This is a genomic window from Staphylococcus sp. GDX8P114P-2 (genome assembly GCF_017892945.1).
GTDB lineage: Bacteria > Bacillota > Bacilli > Staphylococcales > Staphylococcaceae > Staphylococcus > Staphylococcus arlettae.
The window spans coordinates 152,389-173,671 of the sequence record NZ_JAESMB010000014.1; the positions used below are offsets into that span (position 1 = coordinate 152,389).

Here is a 21,283-nt window from a genome sequence, read left to right on the forward strand (position 1 = left end):
TTTAATCCTCCTCTTTTATGATTCAACGTAAGGTATCGTAAGTGGACCTTGTGGCATGACACCGATAGTTAAAGGTTTGCCTTTTTCTCTTGCTAATGACTCCAAGGTTTTCTCAATATTATCAGTAGGTTTCAACATGGAATCTAGTAACTGTTGGTCTGTCAATTTTGAATAAACATAAACGTTAGCGAATGTTTGAATGCTAGCTTGTTTTTGGACTTGCCATTGATCCATTTCTTGAAATTGAGGATCATGTATTAAATCTAAAATACCTTGAGGTGTTTCAGCTAATTTGAAAATTTCAGCAAATTTACCATGATCTGGAAAGCCATCAGCACATTCGGATACCATAATAATGCTGCCGCCTTCTTTAACTACTTTATGAGCAGCACTCATACCTTTTACAGTTTGATATAAGTTTTGGTCAAGCGGGTAACCTGAGTTGGAAGCTATGACAACATCAAAACGTTCATCACATTTAAACATGGCGTGCTTTTTGACGTAGTCACAGCCACGATCATGTGCTTCATATAATTCACCTGCAAAGACTTTAGTAATAGCTTTATCTTTGTTGAGCGCTACATTCAGCATAAAGTCTGGCTTACACATTGCATTGATTTCACGTGTCATATCTTGAACAGGGTTGTCATCCATATTGCCCCACGTAGAACGAATATCACCTATCATTTGAGCATTGTGAAAGGTCATTATCGTTTCGATGCCAGCAATGCCAGGCATTATACCTTTTGGACCACCTGAAAATCCGGCGAAAAAATGCGGTTCGATAAAACCAGTGACAATTTTAAAATCAGCTGCTACATAATCTTTGTTTAAATAAACATCACAGCCGTATTTACTATGACCAACTTTGGTCAGACTGTCATAGTCATGGCAATGGTTATGTACTATACGTATGTTTGCTACAATATCTTCACCTAACATTTGGACCAGCTCTTCTCTTGTTTGGTCTCTATGTGTACCTGTTCCATTAATAATGACGAAATTTTCTTTAGGAACATGACTTAATGCGCGCAACAAACATGGTACTAAAATGTGATTAGGCGTAGGTCGTGTAATGTCACTAATCACAATAGCTACTGTATCTGTTGCTTTAACCATAGTATGTAGTGGTGGTGAGGCAATGGGTTGCGTTAAAGCGTCCATAATTGACTCAACATCATTATCTAGTGGTGGTATAGTGCTAGGTTCAATAAGAGTACTGTGATCTGGTACATCGATCTCTACGTCAGATTTACCATATAGAACTTTTGTCTTCACATTCATCACTCCAGTAATGTAGTTGTTAAAAATGTAAGTGTTTACATTATAGTACTAATTGCAGTAATTTTAAACCTTTAGTATTTCTCATAATTTGATATTGCAAGAAAAACAAAATATAAATAGCAGCGATTTTGAAACGTGCTGACGCCCGGGGAAGTAGTATGAGTGAGAAACTACAGGCTCAAACTATGCCCTAGGCAAGCATGCACGTTCAAAATAGTATTAACCATTAGTGAAAATATGAGTTTCTGTTCTCTCTATACTAGATTAAAGCGGATACATTAAATTTCGAAATTATCATTGAAACCATGAGAATGTTACATTATACTTGTTGAGATTGATTATATTGAAGTGAGTTATGTCAAAGTGAATGAATTGGTATAACAGTTTGTATAAAGGGAGCTAGGCTTGTGGAATTTTCTAAAGAAGAATGGCAAAAAGTGCAAAGTTCAACAAATATAGAGTTAGATGATATTAACTTAGAAGAAATACTTAGTTTCAACGATTATGCAACAAAACAGGAAATTAAATCCTTGTATTTTCCTCTAATAGATTTATTGTCAGAAAAAGCACAGCGCCATATGGATTATATTAGTTATGTACATAATAAATTACTTAATAAACACCACAAAACACCATTTATTATTGGGGTTTCTGGTGGGGTGGCTGCTGGGAAGAGTACGATAGCGCGATTATTATTGGAATTATTAAAAAAAGAAAATCCAACGTGGAAGGTAGATCTGATTACGACAGATGGTTATATTTTACCTAAGCAACAACTGTTAGAGCAAAATATAATGTCAAAAAAAGGTTTTCCAGAAAGCTATGAAACTAAAACACTCATCCAACACTTAAAAGCTATTAAAGCTGGGGAAAAAGTTGCAACTTATACGTATTCCCATTTAACGTATGATCGGTTAGTCGAGCAATTTCATTATATTCATCAACCGGATATTTTAATTATTGAAGGAGTGAATATATTTCAAGTTCATAGCCAAGCATCAGAGCTTGTAACTGATTATATAGATTATAAAATTTATCTTGATGTCGCTTTAGAAGTAATGAAAAAGTGGTATATCGAACGGTTCTTAAAACTACAGCAAAGTGCTTTCCAAAAACCAGAATCACATTTTTATCAATATAAAGATTTAACGGAAACAGAAGCAATAGCAATTGCTAAACAATTGTGGACAAATGTAAATGAACCTAATATTTTGCATAATATCTATCCTACTAAAAATAGAGCTGATTTAGTGTTACACAAAGCTGAAAATCATACGATTACGCGCTTAACTTACAATAAATTTTAGTTACTATTTTGACTTATAGCAAAGTGCACGCATTACGTGAACATATTAAATTTAAATTGCTATTGGTTCATACAAGTAAGCAGACTTGAACGCCTTTTTAAAAAGGTAGTCAATTCTGCTTACTTTTTCTTTTCGTGCATTTATGACACAATATTAACTATCTGTCATATTTTATATAACGTGCTAGATAAATATAAAAGTGCGTTAAATAGTTATGCTATACTAAATGTGTATGAGAAAATTAGGTAATACTAGGAGATCGTCAGATATGAATAAGCCCAAATATCAAGTAATAGCCGATGAAATTAAAGGCAAAATTCTCGATAAGAGTTATCACGTGGGTATGTTGTTACCGACGGAAAAACAATTTCAAGATAATTATCAAGTTAGCCGTTATACAATTCGACAAGCAATGGATATCCTTGTGGCAGAAGGCTATATAAAAAAAAGAAAAGGTGCTGGCTCATATGTGAGCTATAGTTTTTTAAATGCGCAGCAAACAACAGGAACTAAAAAAATTGGTGTTATTGTGACGTACTTATCCGACTATATTTTTCCCAGTATTATAAGAGGTATTGAACACGTGTTACGTGATAATGGTTATTCTTTAATATTAGCGAGTACAAATAATAACCATGATGAAGAGCGCAAATGCTTAGAAATGATGTTAAATCAAGGCGTGACAGGATTAATTATCGAACCGACGAAAAGTAATGTTTATAACCCTAATCTATCTTATTATTCTATGTTCAAACAACGGGATATACCAATACTTATGATTAATGCTACGTATGATGAGCTAAACTTACCGTATATTGCAATTGATGATATTAAGTCAGGCTATTTAGCAACACAATATTTAATTGATCATGGTCATGAAGATATCGCATTAATTACTAAGATTGATGATAATCAAGGAAAATTACGAATGAAAGGTTATTTTAATGCCTTCGAACATAATAATATTGTTTTCAAGGGTGAGCATATTTACACTTATGATACTGAAAATAAACGCCAAGTAGTAGAACAGATAGTCCAACACATTCAACAACAAAAAATATCAGTTTCTGCAGTTGTCTGTTATAACGATGAAATCGCGTATCAAATCATTCAACGTTTAAGACAACTTGGATTTAGTATACCGAATGATATTTCGGTTGTTGGGGAAGACAATTCTGTATTGAGTAGATTAAGCGATATGAATTTAACAACCACATCACATCCGCAAGAGTTGTTAGGAGAAAAGGCAGCTAACTGGATGATAGAGACTATTGACACAGATAAAATACAGCCAGAAGAACGTATCGACACATATATTATAGAACGTAATTCAGTTAAAAAAATAAATTAAGCCCCCAAATCAACAGCCGCGTTGGTTTGGGGTTTTAATTAGCTGATATTTGTACGGACAAAAATATAATTATATTGACATGTACGGACAAATGTTTTATATTTATCTTGAAAACGGTTACAGTAATGGGGTGTTGAAATGAGAGTAAGTACGCAAGAATTAAAGCAAGAAGATATATCGATTGGTATTGAATTAGGATCGACTAGAATTAAAACTGTAGCAATAGATAGTCACTTGCAAGTAGTAGCATCAGGTAATTTTGATTGGGAAAATCAATTGAAAGATGGTTACTGGACTTATTCGCTTAACGATGTATGGGTTGGGTTACAACAAAGCTATCAAATGATGGCAAAAGAGTTAAAAAGCACATATGATATTACGTTGAAGCGAGTTAAATCTATAGGCATCAGTGCAATGATGCATGGTTATTTAGCTTTTAACGAACAAGAAGATATCCTTGTACCATTTAGAACTTGGCGTAATGGTAATACTACTGCAGCAGCAAAGGAATTAAGTAATGCATTTAACTTTAATATTCCTGAACGTTGGAGTATTGCTCATATTTATCAAGCGATGTTGTCAGCAGAACCACATACACAGCAACTTGATTATGTGACAACTTTAGCAGGATATGTTCATTGGTATTTAACAGGAGAAAAGGTCATAGGTATTGGTGATGCATCAGGAATGTTTCCAGTAGATCCACAAGAAAAAGCTTATAGACAAGATTTATTAGAAATTGCGAATAAGCTATTTGCAAGTCATGGCTACACACAACAATTAGAACAACTGTTGCCAGAAATACGATTAGCCGGCGAACAAGGCGGAACATTAACTGACATAGGTGCCAAATTACTAGATCCAACAGGTGAACTTGAAGGTGGTTGTATCTTATGTCCACCTGAAGGAGATGCTGGCACAGGTATGGTTGCTACAAATGCAGTAACAGTTAATACTGGCAACATCTCAGCAGGTACAAGTTCTTTTGCGATGATAGTGTTAGAACAAAGTTTGCAAGCAATGTATCCAGAAATTGATATTGTAACGACGCCAGCAGGTGATGAAGTTGCTATGATTCATACAAATAATTGCACATCAGATATCAATGATTGGATGCGACTGTTTAACGAAGTCTTACAGACTTTAGGTATCGATATTTCACATGAACAGTTGTACGGACAACTTTTTGAAGCATCATTAGCTAGTGATGATGATGTTGGTGGTCTATTATCTTACAACTATATTTCTGGTGAGAATATTACTGATGTTGCAACTGGATATCCTTTATTCTTACGGGAACCAACAAATAATTTTAATTTAGCTAATTTTATGAAAATGCATTTATATAGTGCTTTTAGCACATTGAAAATAGGAATGGATTTGTTGCAAACGCAAGAATCAGTCACTGTAAATAAGTTAATTGCACATGGTGGTATTTTTAAAACGAAAAAGATAGCTCAACAAGTATTAGCATCGGCTGTAAACAATGATATTACGGTGATGGATACTGCAAGTGAAGGCGGCGCATGGGGGATTAGTATTTTAGCTTATTATAGTGCACTCCAAGAACAGATCTCTTTGGAGACGTTTTTAAACGACTATGTATTTGAAGGTGCAACTGAAGTGACTGTCACACCTTCATCACAAGAGGTTGTTAATTTTAATAACTATGTAGCAAAAGTAAAACAGGCATTGCCGATTGAACAAGCAATAGATAAATATTTAGGAGGGGAAGCCGATGTTAGAACAATTAAAAGCTGAAGTATATCAAGCAAATTTAGAATTGCCCAAACGTGGATTAATTAAATATACATGGGGTAATGTCAGTGCGTTTGATTCAGAAACACAACTATTTGTTATTAAACCAAGCGGTGTAGATTACGCAACGATGCAACCAGCTGATATGGTGGTTTGTAATTTACAGGGTGAAGTTGTAGAAGGCAGTTTGAGACCTTCATCAGATATGCCTACACATGCAGTGTTATATCAACAATTTGGAGATATCGGCAGTGTGGTACACACACATTCACCGTGGGCTACTACATGGTCACAATCTGGATTAGATGTACCTGCTATGGGAACGACGCACGCTGATACATTTTATGGTTCCATCCCATGTGCACGATTTTTAAACTCCGATGAAATCAACAATGATTATGAATTGGAAACTGGAAATGTCATCGTTGAAACGTTTAAGAATCAAGGTATTAATCCACATGATGTACCTGCAGTATTATTACATGGACATGCACCATTTGTCTGGGGAGAAGATTGTGAGCATGCAGTAATGAATGCAGTTGTGTTAGAAGAAGTATGTAAAATGAATATCTTTACACGACAATTAAACCCATTTGCGGAAGCGCTTCCTCAAGAAATATTAGACAAACATTTTGAGCGCAAACATGGGGCGAATGCTTATTATGGGCAAAATTAAGGAGGAATAATAATGGCAGAGAATAAAAAATTTTGGTTTGTGGTAGGATCACAAGCTTTATACGGTGAAGAGGCATTAGACCAAGTTAAGAGCAACGCACAAGATATAGCAAATGAATTGAATAATAAAGCAGACTTGCCGTTTGAAATTGAATTACAACCACAGTTAGCAACTTCTGCAGATGTAATTACTCAAATTATGAAAGAAGCTAATTACCGAGATGATATTTTAGGTGTTATTACATGGATGCACACATTTTCACCAGCAAAAATGTGGATTAGAGGTACACAATTATTACAAAAACCTTTACTGCATTTAGCGACGCAATATCGTAATGATATAGATTGGCAACATATCGATATGGATTATATGAATTTACATCAATCAGCACATGGCGATAGAGAATATGGCTTTATCAATCGTCGTTTAAATAAGCAAAATGAAATTATTTTTGGTGATTGGCAGAACACCGAAATTCAAAGCCAATTAAAGGCATGGATGCATGTGGCATATGCTTATAATGAAAGCTTTGGTCTGAAAGTAGCACGATTTGGTGATAATATGCGTAATGTTGCTGTTACAGAAGGCGATAAGATAGAAGCACAAATTCAATATGGCTGGACTGTAGATTATTATGGAATTGGTGATTTAGTTAGCTATGTTAACGAAGTTAAAGAAGAAGAAATAACTCAATTATTTGAAGTATATCAACAACAATATGATTTTGACTATCGTAATTATAGTGAAGACGATTTTAATGCATCTGTTATTGAACAAATCAAATATGAGATTGCGATAAAACGATTTTTAGATGATGGCGGTTATAGCGCCTTTACGTCAAATTTTGAAGATTTACATGGTCTGAAACAGTTGCCTGGATTAGCAGTACAGCGTTTGAACGAACAAGGTTATGGATTTGCAGGTGAAGGTGATTGGAAAACGGCTGCACTAGATAGATTATTGAAAATCGCTGCACAAAATGAAGCGACAGGGTTTATGGAAGACTACACATATGATTTAAGAAAAGATCAAGCACATATTTTAGGGTCACATATGTTAGAAGTAGATCCTACACTGGCAGCTACTAAACCTAAAATTGTAGTTAACCCTTTAGGAATTGGTGACAAAAACGATCCAGCGCGATTAGTTTTTGATGGTAAACCAGGTGATGGTGTAGTAGTCACGATGGTTGATTTAGGAACACATTATAAGTTTATTGTGAATGATATTACCGCCAAACAGTTAGATGAACCTGCCCCACATTTACCAGTTGCTCGTGTGTTGTGGGAAGTGCAACCTTCACTCACAACTGGTGTGAAAAGATGGCTTGAAGAAGGTGGCGGGCATCATACGGTTTTATCTTTAGCGTTAACTAAAACACAAATTTTAATGCTATTAAAAATGTTTAATGCTGAATATACGATAATAGATTAATTTCACTTATTACGCATAGCACTTGGCTTATTAAAAAAGAAGGTGAATGGGATGAAAGTACAAAGTAAAGTATCAAATCAATTTATTTATTTTTTCGGTGCATTTGGGGGTATTCTGTTTGGTTATGATATTGGTGTTATGACTGGTGCATTACCATTTTTACGTGAAGATTGGGGAATTAATAGTGGTTTTATCATTGGTCTGATTACTTCTTCAGTCATGTTAGGCGCAATATTCGGTGGTATTTTAGCAGGGCGATTATCAGATAAATTAGGCAGACGGAAAATGATTTTACTGTCAGCAATCGTGTTTATTATAGGGTCAATTTTATCAGGTATTGCACCTCATAATGGCAGCTATTTCTTGACGATTTCACGTGTCATATTAGGTTTAGCTGTAGGGGCAGCATCTGCATTGGTGCCAGCTTATATGTCTGAAATGGCACCTGCAAAATATCGTGGTCGCTTGTCCGGTATGAACCAAACGATGATCGTTTCAGGTATGTTATTATCTTATATTGTTGATTATTTTTTACGTGGATTACCAATTGAATTAGGATGGAGACTAATGTTAGGTATTGCGGCCTTACCAGCTGTTGTATTATTTATAGGTGTGTTACGATTACCAGAATCTCCACGCTTTTTAATTAAAAATAATAAATTTGAAGAAGCTAAAACTGTATTGAGTAATTTACGTCATAATCAAAATATCGATGTAGAACTACGAGAAATTCAAGATACAATTGCTAAAGAGCAAAAAACACAAGTTAATAATACATTAGCAACTTTATTTACTGGGAAATATAAATATTTAGTAGTAGCAGGGTTAGGTGTCGCTGCCTTCCAACAATTCCAAGGTGCCAATGCTATATTTTATTACATTCCGTTGATTGTGGAACAGGCAACTGGTAATTCAGCGAGTAATGCTTTAATGTGGCCAATCATTCAAGGTGTCATTTTAGTATTAGGCTCATTATTATTTATCGCAATTGCGGATAAATTTAACCGTCGTACTTTACTTATGTTGGGCGGTACAGTTATGGGGTTATCATTCATTTTACCAGCTGTGATTCATATGATTGCACCTAATACTAATCCAATTTTAATTGTGGTCTTTTTAAGTATTTATGTAGCATTTTATTCATTTACATGGGCTCCATTAACTTGGGTTATTGTCGGTGAAATTTTCCCACTAACTATTAGAGGATTTGCATCTGGTGCAGCTTCATCATTAAACTGGATCGGTTCATTCTTAGTAGGTTTGTTATTCCCAATAATGACAGCTTATTTCTCACAACAAATTGTCTTTGCTATTTTCGGAGTAATTTGTATCTTAGGTGTACTATTCGTGAAAAAATGTGTGCCTGAGTCACGTGGTCGTACTTTAGAAGAAATTGAAGCAATTGGAGAACAACAAAGTGTAAAACAAACAACTGCACATGTAGAAAAAATATAATTAATATTATATTGGAATAATTTAACTAAAGAAGTAGCGTCAATTTCTATTGAGATGATATAGAAATTGACGTTTTTTTGTATTTATAAAATTTTGTAGCATTACAGAAAGCAATATTTTTGTGCAGTAAGGTTAATAATTTTACTAAGTGATAAATAAGATATATTAATAACTCGAGCGCTTTGTTATAACTTATTACTGGTTAAATCTATTATCAAAAAATAGAATTTTCTGTAAATATTATACATTTTAGTTGTCTTTTTACCATTAATATGACATACTCTTATTCATTAGTATGACATATTAAACAATTAGAGGTGATATAGTATGACAAAATTAGTATATGCTTTTGATGAAGGACAAAAATCAATGAAAGATTTGTTAGGTGGTAAAGGGGCCAATTTAGCAGAGATGAAACGCTTAGGTTTACCTGTACCTGATGGATTTACGATTACGACTCAAGCTTGCATTGAATATCTTGAGCACGGAAGTAAGTTATCTGAGGAAGTGGTAGCACAACTACAAACACAACTTGACTTATTTTCACAACGTACGAGTAAATCATTTTCATCAGATGAACAATTGTTACTTGTATCTGTGAGAAGTGGCGCCAAAATATCAATGCCTGGTATGATGGATACTATTTTGAACTTAGGATTAAATGATGACAATGTAAAAAAATTAGCGCGCAAAACCAATGATGAACGTTTTGCTTATGATTGTTACCGTCGACTGTTACAAATGTTCGGTGAAGTGGTCTATAATGTGCCAATGACAGCATTTGATGCATACTTTGATAAATATAAAACGGACCATGGCTATGACAATGATGCAGATATACCAGCTGAAGGTTTGAAAGAAATTTGCGAACACTACAAATCATTATATGTTGAAAAAGTTTATAAACCATTTCCTCAAGAACCAACAGTGCAATTAACAGAGGCTATCGAAGCTGTTTTTAAATCGTGGGACAATGATCGTGCACGTGTTTACAGACAGTTAAATGACATACCGTACGAAATAGGGACAGCAGTCAATATTCAAGAAATGGTCTTTGGTAATAGTGGGGAACGTAGTGGTACTGGGGTGGCATTCACACGTAATCCAGTAACGGGTGAAGCGAAATTGTTTGGAGAGTATTTATTAAATGCACAAGGCGAAGATGTGGTGGCAGGCATACGTACTCCTAAAGATATTGCTTCATTAGAAGAACAAATGCCTCATGTACACCAACAATTTGTCAGCGTGTCACAACAGTTAGAACAACATTATCGAGATATGCAAGATATAGAATTTACAATCGAAAATGAGCAACTTTATATTTTACAAACACGCAATGGTAAACGAACGGCAAATGCTGCGGTAAATATTGCCGTCGACTTGGTCAATGAACAAGTGATAACAAAACAAGAAGCGCTGACTAAAGTTGAAGTGAAATCAATTGAGCAACTACTTCATCCAAATTTTGATGATGAAGCTTTAACAAAGGCAACTGTTATTTCAACAGTAGGATTGCCAGCCAGTCCTGGGGCTGCGAGTGGGAAGGTTGTCTTCTCGGCTGAAGAAGCAAAAGAACAACATGAACAAGGTGAAAAGGTTATTTTAATGCGACCAGAAACATCACCAGAAGATATTGAAGGTATGGTTGCCAGTGAAGCAATTGTGACAACGCATGGCGGTATGACTTCACACGCAGCAGTAGTTGCTAGAGGTATGGGTAAATGTTGTGTTACAGGCTGTGCAGATTTAGAAATTAATACAACGGAAAAAGTTGTTACATACCCAGGAGGTACATTAGCTGAAGGTGATATTATTTCAGTCGATGGCGCAAAAGGCGATATTTATGTAGGGGAAATAGCAACGATTACTGCTGAGCATAGTGAAGCATTTGAACAGTATATGACTTGGGCTGAAGATATTGCACGTTTATCAGTTCGTATGAATGCAGAAACGGTACCAGATATTACTGCAGGGTACCAATTTGGCGCAAAAGGTATTGGCTTAGTACGTACGGAGCATATGTTCTTTGCACCAGAACGATTAATTGAAATGCGTCGTTTTATTTTAGCGCATACACAAGAACAACGTATTACAGCTTTAAATACAATTGGTGGTTATCAAACGGAAGATTTTGAACAAATATTAAGACAATCTGGTGAAAAACCTACGATTATTCGATTACTAGACCCACCATTACATGAATTTTTACCACGTTCTGAGTCGGAAAAAGCGCAAGTGGCTGAACAGCTTGGTGTCACTGTGACAACACTCGATAAACATATTGAAAGCTTAAATGAAGTAAACCCGATGTTAGGACATAGAGGGTGTCGTTTAGCTATCACTTACCCAGAATTATATGTGATGCAAGCTGAGGCAATAATGAAAAGTGTGATACGCCTAAAAGAGGAAGGTATCGACACAAATCCAGAAATTATGATTCCGTTAGTGTCAACTGTTGAAGAATTTACTACATTGAAAACATTGATTACAGAACGTATTGAAGCATTAGCACAAGAAACAGGACAGGATTTACATTACTTGATTGGCACAATGATAGAAACACCAAGAGCATGTCTAATTGCAGCTGAGTTGGCAACAGTATCTGACTTCTTTAGTTTTGGGACGAATGATTTAACACAATTGACTTTTGGTTTTTCACGTGACGATTCAGGTAAGTTTATAAATGCTTATAGCAATCAAGGTATATTAGAACAAGATCCTTTCCAAACTATAGATAAATCTGGTGTGGGAGAATTAATTAAATTGGCTTCAGTGCAAGCAAAACAAGTGAATCCTAATATAAAAATTGGTGTGTGCGGAGAACTTGGGGGAGATGAGAAATCTATTCACTATTTCAATGATTTAGAAATTGATTATGTTTCTTGTTCACCATATAGAGTACCGGGAGCTATTTTAGCAACAGCACAAAGCGAAGTAGAAAGCGGGCGATTGAGTGTCAAATAATGTTCAAACAGCACAACTAAGTATTTTTGTCATTTCTGATTCTATTGGTGAGACAGCGCAACGTATGGTTCATGCTACATTATCACAATTTCCTGAATTGAACCAAGTCGCGATTAAAAAGTTTCCATTTATTCAAAGTAAAGAAGAGCTTATGAATATTTTAGAGTTGGCAGTTGCAGAACATGCAATCGTCATTACGACGCTGGTCAATCCTGAATTTAATGCACTCGGTAAACAATATACACAAGCACATCAATTACAATATATTGATTACATGACAGACTTAATTGATATGATTCAACAACGGACTGAGAGTCAACCGATTTTGGAAAGTGGCGCACTTCGCAAACTGGATGAACAATATTTTAAACGAATTGAAGCTATTGAATATTCAGTGAAATATGATGATGGCAAACACTTTACAGATATAGGTGAAGCGGATGCATTGATTTTAGGTGTGTCACGGACGTCTAAAACACCACTTAGTATGTATTTAGCGAATAAAGGATATAAAATAGCTAACATTCCGCTAGTGCCAGAGGTCGCTATTCCAGATGAAGTATTTAAAAATAAAAAATTAAAAGTATTTGGCTTAACTGCTAGTCCCAATTATATTATGAATATTCGTAATGAACGAGTAAGAGTGCTTGGTTTGAGTGGTCCTACGAATTATAATAGCGTTGAACGCATTAAAGAAGAATTGGCATATGCTGAAGAAATATTTCATAAATTGAACGCTGAAGTTATTAATACAGAATATCGTTCAATTGAAGAATCAGCATTTCATATTGAGCAATATTTAACATAAAAGGCGAAAAACAGTTGTAGTCACAAAAATTGCTACAACTGTTTTTTTTGCGTGATCTATAATGTTGTGTTTAGATAATAAAGGGTAATAACAATGATATAGCTTAGAGATGGCGAGGTGTTAGCAATGCAAATCATATTAGATCCAGGTATTAGTCCTATTTATAAAGGAATATTACTATTTTTCTTTGTGATTAATTTAGGATTAGCTTTTATTATTATATTTTTAGATCGTGACCGGCGTGACGCTACTGCTACGTGGGCATGGCTGTTATTATTATTTGTAATGCCAATTTTTGGTTTTATAATGTATATATTCTTAGGCAGAATGGTGAAGCAAAAACGAGCACTAAGTATTAGTGAAGGTAAATTAATTGAAGATGATAAACAACGAGTGAATCAACAACTTGAAGATGCAACAGATTATGTGGTTGATACGGAGCATCAAATTACTAAAAAACATTCTGATATTGTGCATACATTATTAACACGAGAACAATCATTTCTTAGTAATAATAATAAAGTTGATATATTTACTGATGGACGTAAGTTATTTGAACAAATGAAAGAAGATTTAAGAAATGCACAAACATACATTCATATGGAATATTATATTTTAAAGTTAGATGGTATTGGTAATGAAATCCTTGAAATATTGGAACAAAAAGCGAGTGAAGGATTAGAAGTTAAATTATTGTACGATGCAGTTGGTTCAAAGTCATTACATAAATCGCGATTTAAGCAATTTCAGCAAAACGGTGGACAAGTAGAGGCTTTCTTTAAAGCGGTAATTATACCTGTGAACTTTAGAATAAATAATCGAAATCACCGGAAAATATTAGTCATAGATGGTCACAAAGGTTATGTTGGTGGTTTTAATATCGGCGATGAGTACTTAGGCAAAGACGAAAAAATTGGTTATTGGAGAGATACGCATATAAGAATTCAAGGTGATGGTGTTGATGCATTACAACTTAGTTTTATAGAGGATTGGAATTCACAATCACGTCGAGAACAATTGGATTATAGTGATAAGTACTTTCCGAATAATGCTCAATCTGAAGGTAATGTGATGATGCAGCTCGCGCTAAGTGGACCTAATGATAATTGGCATCAAATAGAGTTTGGCTATTTAAGAATGATTATGAGTGCGAAAAAATCGATTTATATCCATACCCCGTATTTTGTTCCAGATCGAGGTTACATTAACGCTTTACGGATAGCTGCTAAATCAGGTGTAGAAGTCCATATGATTATACCGAATAAACCGGATCAACCATTAGTTCATTGGGCAACTTTAGCAAGTGTTGCTTTATTAATTGAAGACGGTGTCAATGTGTATACGTATGAGAATGGTTTTATTCACTCAAAAATGCTCTTGATTGATGATGAGGTAGCTAGTGTAGGGTCTGCGAATATGGATGTACGTAGTTTTGAATTAAATTTCGAAGTAAATGCATTTATATATGATGAAACCATTACTCAGCAATTAAAAGCTGCTTTTAACGAAGATTTAAAAGTATCACAAAAATTAACGCAAGAACGCTATGAACAACGTTCAGGTTGGGTTAAATTCAAGCAATCAATTGCTAAATTAGCTTCGCCAATATTATAAAAAAGCTAAGTATTAAAGCTGAAAGCTGCAATTAATAATAGTTAAAGTTAACAGTACAGAAGAGATCCAGATGATAGAATCAACATTTAGTCAATTGGTTACTGTCTCGTGGGTCTTTTTATTGTACGATAACAGTTGTCGTAAGCGTAAAAATCGCTACAATGATAAGTAAGTCGGATAAGGAGGATACATATGCAAGAAAGTTCAGTGAATTACATTTATCGCCAACTGTATAATGACTTGAAGGATGATATTTTGGCATATAAATATGAAAGCCATGAAAAATTACCATCTAAAAGAGCAATGGCACAACACGCTAATATTAGTGTAAATAGTGTGAAGGCAGCATATGAGCAATTATTGGAAGAAGGCTATATTTACACCCAAGAGCGCAAAGGTTATTACATCGAACCTTTAGAACAATTAATTGTGAAACCACAAACTCAAATTCAATTGGAAGATTACTATAGAGAAGCAGCACCACAATATCAATATTCTTTTTCACATATGAGTACTAATATCGAAAACTTTCCGATGGAGACATGGTTAAAGTTACAAAAACAAGTGTTTAGACAATTTACGTCACGACTGTCTTCGATACCTGAGTTTAAAGGGCCTATGGAACTAAGACAAACTATTGCTAAATTGGTATCTTATAAACGTGGCATTCATTGTCATCCAGAACAAATTATTATTGGGTCTGGGACGAATGTACTACTCAAACAGTTGTTAGATGTAATGGAAGAAGATAGTAAAATTGCTGTAGAAAATCCTGGTTATTCCAGATTTAGAGATTTACTCAATCGATCACAAAAAGTAACCATTCCTGTATCGTTAGATAATAAAGGTATCTCAATAAAAGCTTTAAAAGCATTAAATCCTAATTTAGTAATAGTCACACCGTCACACCAATTTCCGATGGGGACAAATATGCCGATTTCTAGACGTATAGATTTATTAAACTGGATGACACAAACGAATGGTTATATAGTAGAAGACGATTATGACAGTGAATTTAAGTATAATACTGATAATATTCCATCTTTGTATAGTTTTGATAAAAGTGGACGAGTTATATATTTAGGAACATTTTCAAAAACATTAATGCCCGGCTTACGCTTAAGTTATATGATTTTACCAACGTCGTTAGTCAAACGCTTTGAAACTACGAATCATAATGTAATTCCAGATTTTTCAATGCTGAACGCACTAACATTATACATGTTGATTAAAGATGGACATTATGAACGCTATATTAAAAAAATGCACCATATTTATGAAGAAAAAAGAATAAAGTTAATTAGAGCATTGAAAAAAGAATTTAAAGATAAAATTACTATTAAGGATACGAAAGCAGGCTTACATTTCATTGTTGAAGTGAAGACGAATTATAGTTACACGGAAATAGAAAGTCGTGCGCACGAACATCAAGTTGAGTTATATACAATAAATAGATTTACGGTGGAACCTGTAGGCGAAACGACAGCAACCAAAACATTGATTATCGGTTTTGCCAATATAGATTTGACTACAATGAGTAAGGCTGTGTCAACATTAAAAGCGATTCTTATCAAGTAACTGGTACCATATGTTTTAGCTATCTGGTCCTTTACATCATACCAAGAATATTTTAAATTTTTAGAAAATAGATAAATTTCCAAATGGTATAACCATCTGTTTGGGTAGTATCGTAAAGATACGTTAGTGGAAATGTAACCGCTTTTTTGGTGGTTCATATTATAAACAGAAAACGGGGGTCTAGATATGACTAAAAATTCAAATGATTATCAAGCGCTAAGAGAAACATATGTGGCAAGAGGGGTAGGCAATGGTAACCTACACGTAGCAGATTATGCTAAAGGTGCAACTATTACTGATATTGAAGGTAATGAGTTTATTGATTTTGCGGGTGCTATCGGTACATTAAATGTAGGACATTCACATCCAGAAATTACCGCACATTTAAAAAATCAATTAGATAAATTTATTCATCCAGGTTTTAATGTCATTATGTATGAAAGTTATTTAAAATTGGCGGAAAAACTGGCACACATTACACCGGGTAATTTTGCTAAAAAATCAGTACTATTGAACTCTGGTGCGGAAGCGGTAGAAAATGCTGTGAAAATTGCTAGAAAATATACAGGTAGACAAGCAGTGGTTTCATTTGTAAGAGGATTTCACGGTCGTACAAACTTAACAATGTCAATGACTAGTAAGGTACGTCCATATAAACTTGGCTTCGGACCTTTTGCGCCTGAAGTTTACCAAGCACCTTATCCTAACGTAGCGGATAAAACTGATGATGTATCACAGGAAGATTTCGAAGCACAAGCGATTGCAAGATTAGAAGATTTCTTTATTGAAACTGTTGATCCTGAAGAAGTAGCGTGTGTCGTAATGGAACCAGTACAAGGTGAAGGTGGTTTTATTATCCCACCGAAATCATTTGTCCAAGCAGTGAAAAATATTTGTGAAGCACATGGTATTGTTTTTGTAGCTGATGAAATCCAAACTGGTTTTGCACGTACGGGTAAATTATTTGCCATTGAACATTTTGATGTTGAGCCAGACTTAATGACTGTATCTAAATCTTTAGCAGCAGGTTTTCCTTTAAGCGGTGTCGTTGGTAAGGCTGAAATTGTCGATAGTGCAAACCCTGGAGAAATTGGTGGTACCTATGCAGGGAATCCATTGGCATGTGAAGCGGCGTTAAAAGTTATTGAAATCATTGAACAAGAACAGTTAAACGAAAAAGCAGAACAAATAGGACAAGCTATCGAAGATAAATTGAGTGCTTTAAGTACAACTCATCATTTTATACAACATACACGTAGATTAGGTGCAATGGTTGCTTTCGAAGTTATCGATCCTCAAACTGGTAAACCTGATAAAGCATTAACAGCTAACATTGTGAAGGTTGCCAATGAACAAGGCTTGTTATTGTTGTCTGCTGGAATTAAAGGTAACGTCATACGCTTCCTAACGCCTTTAGTGATTACAGATGAAGAACTTACACGAGGCTTTGATATTTTAACGGCAGCATTAAACGAAGTAACTTCAACACAACAGGTATAATATAAGTAAGACAGTATTGTGGCTTAAACGTATTGACAATTATCTGTTTCAATATCGAGCTTTACTGTTGAAATAATAAAGGGGGTCATTGTGATGACAAAATTAGAAGTAATTAATCCAGCAACAGAAGAAGTAATATCTACTTTAGATTATACGCCTGAAGTTGAAATCAATGCTCAAATAGATCGTGCTCAAGAGGCATTTCAATCGTGGAAAGCCGTAGATGCACATGAACGTGCGGCAACATTATATAAATGGGCGGAACTCATTGATAATAACATTGATGAATTAGCAGAGCTTATCACATTAGAAGGTGGCAAGCCGTTTGCTGAAGCTAAAGGTGAAGTAACATACGCTAATTCGTATGTGAAATGGTATGCCGAAGAAGCCAAGCGTGTATATGGACGTACAATTCCGGCTAATACACCAAACAAAAAGATTCTTGTAGACAAGTTTCCTATTGGTGTTGTGGGGGCTATTACGCCATGGAATTTCCCTGCAGCCATGATTACACGTAAAATCGCACCAGCAGTAGCGGCTGGTTGTACAATTGTTTGTAAACCAGCTGTTCAAACGCCATTAACGACGATTAAATTAATTGAATTAGCACATAAAGCAGGTTTTCCTGAAGATGTTATATCTTATGTCATTGCATCAGGTAGGGATGCAGGTGAATTATTCACGAGTCATGAAGCAATTCGTAAAATCACATTTACCGGCTCTACACCAGTAGGGAAAAAATTAATTCAACAGGCTTCAGACTCTGTGAAAAATGCAACTATGGAATTAGGGGGGCTGGCACCATTCATTATTCATAGCGATGCGGATATAGATGCAGCAGTTGAAGAAACAATTGCCTCTAAATTTAGAAATGCAGGCCAAACTTGTATTTGTGCTAACCGTATTTATGTTCATCAATCCATCGTAGACGAATATACCAAAAAATTAACTGCGAAAGTACATGAACTTAAAGTAGGTAATGGCATGGATGAAGGTGTGAAAGTTGGCCCATTAATTAATAGTGATGCAGTTGCTAAAGTTTTAGATCAAGTGACAGATGCATCAACCAAAGGTGCTTCTATTTCACGTTCACTTGATGACATGACAGCGTTAGGTGGCAATTTCTTACGACCAGTTGTGATAGCGAATGCCACTCAAGATATGAAAGTAATGAACGAGGAAACATTTGGTCCATTAGCACCAGTTATGGCTTACGATGATATTGATGAAGTCATTCGCATCGCAAATGACACACCATTTGGCCTAGCTGCATACTTCTTTACGAATGATTATCGCACAGGTTTAAAATTCTATAATGAACTTGAATATGGCGTTATTGGTTGGAATGATGGTGGGCCATCTGCAGCCCATGCACCATTCGGTGGTGTCAAAGAAAGTGGTTATGGTCGAGAAGGTGCAACTGAAGGCATAGAACCATATTTAGAAACTAAATATTTATCTATCAAACAATAACTATAACACGACAACAAGTGTGTTAAGCTATCACATCGACACGCTTGTTGACATTTATGTGGATTAATAGAATTTAATATAAGGGGTACGATATATGAAATCTCAGTTTAATAAAACAATGAATATCGTAGATGTACTGTTTTTAGCAATCGGTGCAATGCTCGGTTGGGGTTGGGTAGTATTGTCAGGTGAATGGGTTTCTACGGCTGGTTTTATCGGTAGTATTATCGCATTTGTTATCGGTGGTATTTTGGTCATTGTCATAGGTTTGACCTACGCTGAATTAGCTTCAGCCATACCAGAAACAGGTGGTGGTTTTGTTTTTGTAAAAAAAGCCTTTGCACCTGGCGTTGCTTTTATTTCAGGGTGGTCTGTGTTGTTTGGCTATGTATCAGTCATTACGTTTGAAGCAGTTGCATTACCAACAGTGATAGACTATGTTATCCCATTTCAACATCAAGGATTACTCTGGAATGTTGCAGGCTGGGATGTGTACTTAACTTGGGTACTCATCGGTTCGCTTGGTAGCATTATTTTAACATCGCTTAATTATTTTGGTGTAAAACCTGCAGCGGTATTGCAGACCGTTTTTACGATATTTATTGTAGCGGTAGGCTTGCTTTTAGTAGGTGGTGCAGGATTTAATGGTGATTTTAGTCAGCTAAAACCATTTGAAAATGGTGCAGGTGGCACATTATCTGTGTTAATGATGATACCATTTTTATTTGTAGGTTTTGATGTTATACCGCAAATTGCTGAAGAAGTAAAAGCACCAGCCAAAAAGATAGGAAGCATTTTAGTAGTTTCAATTATTGCTTCAGTTATTTTTTATTTGTTAATTGTTTTTGGTGTAGCGACAGGATTAACACCGAAAGAATTATCAACGAGTAGTTTAGCTACTGCAGATGCTATGGTAAATCTATTTGGTAGTGGTGGATTTGGTGTGTTACTTGTATTAGGTGGTGTTGCTGGTATCATCACGAGTTGGAACGCATTTATTATTGGTGGTAGCCGTATTTTATATGCTATGGCTAAAAATGGTATGATTTCTGAGTGGTTTGCTTATATTCATCCTAAATATAAAACACCTACGCACGGAATCCTATTTTTAGGCGTTTTAGCATTTGTCGCACCGTTATTAGGTCGTCCGGCATTACAATGGATTGTTAATGCTGGCGGAATTGGTGTTGTGTTAGGTTATTTACTTGTAGCTATTTCTTTTGTGAAATTAAGAAAGTCTCAACCAGACTTGGTCAGACCGTATCGTATTAAAAATGGTATAGCAGTAGGTATCACTGCGATTGTATTAAGTATTGGTTTTATCTTGATTTACATGCCAGGTATGCCATCATCTTTATCTTGGCCATCAGAATGGTTGATTGTGTTAGCGTGGTATGTGATTGCTGCGGTATTATATTTCACACAGAAAAGAAAGAATTCAGTTATTGCTTATCAAGCTGAAAAAACAAATTAATATATCAACATACGAGTTAAAGTGAAACTCGCTAATAAAAAAGACTAATCCTTTTTCAAGGTTAGTCTCGTACTGTCAACAAAGTTACTGGCTTTGTTGGCAGTTTTTTTGTGCGCGCTTTCCGCGGGCACTGCCTTAGCCTGTAGTCTTCGGCGAGTGCTATTCCCGCAGGAGTCGGCCCAAAGCACTGCCAATACTATAGAAAAGTCTTTAGGAGAACTAATATTTAAAGTCTGTTTACCGTCAATAAAACAAAAGGGTACAGGTCAAATTTCTGGCTTTGTTGGCAGTTTTTTTGTGCACGCTTTCCGCAGGCACTGCCTCAGCCTGTAGTCTTTGGAGAGTGCTATTCCCGCAGGAGTCGGCCCAAAGCACTGTCAATAATATAGAAAAGTCTTTAGGAGAACTAATATTTAAAGTCTGTTTACCGTCAATAAAACAAAAGGGTACAGACCAAATTTCTGGCTTTGTTGGCAGTTTTTTTGTGCACGCTTTCCGTGGGCACTGCCTCAGCCTGTAGTCTTCGGCGAGTGCTATTCCCGCAGGAGTCGGCCCAAAGCACTGCTAATATGATACTAAAATATTACTTATACAAAGGCTATGTAGC

Annotated in this window: 14 protein-coding genes; 13 read left to right on the forward strand and 1 reads right to left on the reverse strand. The window is 35.4% G+C overall.

Features of this window, described 5'->3' with window-relative positions; genetic code table 11:
- Positions 1–15: 15 nt before the first annotated feature.
- Positions 16–1,278, reverse strand: coding sequence for a nickel-dependent lactate racemase (larA, locus tag KA845_RS07980; protein ID WP_151508324.1), 1,263 nt, complete (start codon positions 1,276–1,278; stop codon positions 16–18).
- 413 nt (positions 1,279–1,691) lie between these two features.
- Here larA and coaA point away from each other — a divergent pair, with 413 nt between their 5' ends.
- The 13 genes from coaA (at position 1,692) to KA845_RS08045 (ending at position 20,676) form a co-directional block, all read left to right on the forward strand.
- Positions 1,692–2,591, forward strand: a complete 900-nt coding sequence (coaA, locus tag KA845_RS07985) for a type I pantothenate kinase (RefSeq protein WP_002509029.1) — start codon at positions 1,692–1,694, stop codon at positions 2,589–2,591.
- 268 nt (positions 2,592–2,859) lie between these two features.
- Entirely contained in the window at positions 2,860–3,942 is a 1,083-nt protein-coding gene (locus KA845_RS07990; RefSeq protein ID WP_021459683.1) for a GntR family transcriptional regulator, read from the forward strand.
- Positions 3,943–4,080: 138 nt separating this feature from the next.
- Positions 4,081–5,703: a xylulokinase gene (locus KA845_RS07995; RefSeq protein ID WP_107373748.1), complete on the forward strand. Its 1,623-nt coding sequence runs from the start codon at positions 4,081–4,083 to the stop codon at positions 5,701–5,703.
- On the forward strand, positions 5,681–6,376 hold the full coding sequence (locus KA845_RS08000) for an L-ribulose-5-phosphate 4-epimerase (RefSeq protein ID WP_002509026.1): 696 nt from the start codon (positions 5,681–5,683) through the stop codon (positions 6,374–6,376). The genes KA845_RS07995 and KA845_RS08000 overlap by 23 nt, the downstream gene beginning before the upstream one ends.
- A 12-nt stretch (positions 6,377–6,388) precedes the next feature.
- Positions 6,389–7,810 carry an L-arabinose isomerase gene (gene araA, locus KA845_RS08005; protein WP_210127937.1) on the forward strand — a complete coding sequence of 474 codons (1,422 nt, stop codon included), beginning with the start codon at positions 6,389–6,391 and terminating at the stop codon, positions 7,808–7,810.
- Positions 7,811–7,861: 51 nt separating this feature from the next.
- Entirely contained in the window at positions 7,862–9,265 is a 1,404-nt protein-coding gene (locus KA845_RS08010; RefSeq protein WP_167867795.1) for a sugar porter family MFS transporter, read from the forward strand.
- A 327-nt stretch (positions 9,266–9,592) separates the two neighbouring features.
- Positions 9,593–12,229 carry a pyruvate, phosphate dikinase gene (gene ppdK / locus KA845_RS08015; protein WP_002509865.1) on the forward strand — a complete coding sequence of 879 codons (2,637 nt, stop codon included), beginning with the start codon at positions 9,593–9,595 and terminating at the stop codon, positions 12,227–12,229.
- Positions 12,219–13,037, forward strand: a complete 819-nt coding sequence (locus KA845_RS08020; protein ID WP_002509866.1) for a pyruvate, water dikinase regulatory protein — start codon at positions 12,219–12,221, stop codon at positions 13,035–13,037. Before ppdK ends, KA845_RS08020 begins: the two co-directional genes overlap by 11 nt.
- 126 nt (positions 13,038–13,163) lie before the next feature.
- The gene (gene cls / locus KA845_RS08025; RefSeq protein ID WP_167867796.1) at positions 13,164–14,651 is read left to right on the forward strand and encodes a cardiolipin synthase; all 1,488 of its coding nucleotides are present in this window, start codon (positions 13,164–13,166) and stop codon (positions 14,649–14,651) included.
- Between the two features lie 192 nt (positions 14,652–14,843).
- Positions 14,844–16,229 (forward strand): MocR-like transcriptional regulator GabR, encoded by a 1,386-nt coding sequence (gabR, locus tag KA845_RS08030; protein WP_210127939.1) that lies wholly within the window; start codon positions 14,844–14,846, stop codon positions 16,227–16,229.
- Positions 16,230–16,415: 186 nt separating this feature from the next.
- A complete protein-coding gene (gene gabT, locus KA845_RS08035) occupies positions 16,416–17,729 on the forward strand; it encodes a 4-aminobutyrate--2-oxoglutarate transaminase (protein WP_167867798.1) in 1,314 nt (437 codons plus the stop codon).
- Positions 17,730–17,822: 93 nt separating this feature from the next.
- Entirely contained in the window at positions 17,823–19,202 is a 1,380-nt protein-coding gene (locus KA845_RS08040) for an NAD-dependent succinate-semialdehyde dehydrogenase (protein WP_167867799.1), read from the forward strand.
- 94 nt (positions 19,203–19,296) lie between these two features.
- Entirely contained in the window at positions 19,297–20,676 is a 1,380-nt protein-coding gene (locus tag KA845_RS08045) for an APC family permease (protein WP_167867800.1), read from the forward strand.
- Positions 20,677–21,283 lie beyond the last annotated feature (607 nt).

What these genes read in the sequence shown, in the direction of transcription:
- KA845_RS07990 (WP_021459683.1), top strand. Translation starts at nt 2,860, where the DNA reads ATGAATAAGCCCAAATATCAAGTAATAGCCGATGAAATTAAAGGCAAA.
- KA845_RS07995 (WP_107373748.1), top strand. Translation starts at nt 4,081, where the DNA reads ATGAGAGTAAGTACGCAAGAATTAAAGCAAGAAGATATATCGATTGGT.
- KA845_RS08000 (WP_002509026.1), top strand. Translation starts at nt 5,681, where the DNA reads ATGTTAGAACAATTAAAAGCTGAAGTATATCAAGCAAATTTAGAATTG.
- araA (WP_210127937.1), top strand. Translation starts at nt 6,389, where the DNA reads ATGGCAGAGAATAAAAAATTTTGGTTTGTGGTAGGATCACAAGCTTTA.
- KA845_RS08010 (WP_167867795.1), top strand. Translation starts at nt 7,862, where the DNA reads ATGAAAGTACAAAGTAAAGTATCAAATCAATTTATTTATTTTTTCGGT.
- ppdK (WP_002509865.1), top strand. Translation starts at nt 9,593, where the DNA reads ATGACAAAATTAGTATATGCTTTTGATGAAGGACAAAAATCAATGAAA.
- cls (WP_167867796.1), top strand. Translation starts at nt 13,164, where the DNA reads ATGCAAATCATATTAGATCCAGGTATTAGTCCTATTTATAAAGGAATA.
- gabR (WP_210127939.1), top strand. Translation starts at nt 14,844, where the DNA reads ATGCAAGAAAGTTCAGTGAATTACATTTATCGCCAACTGTATAATGAC.
- gabT (WP_167867798.1), top strand. Translation starts at nt 16,416, where the DNA reads ATGACTAAAAATTCAAATGATTATCAAGCGCTAAGAGAAACATATGTG.
- KA845_RS08040 (WP_167867799.1), top strand. Translation starts at nt 17,823, where the DNA reads ATGACAAAATTAGAAGTAATTAATCCAGCAACAGAAGAAGTAATATCT.
- KA845_RS08045 (WP_167867800.1), top strand. Translation starts at nt 19,297, where the DNA reads ATGAAATCTCAGTTTAATAAAACAATGAATATCGTAGATGTACTGTTT.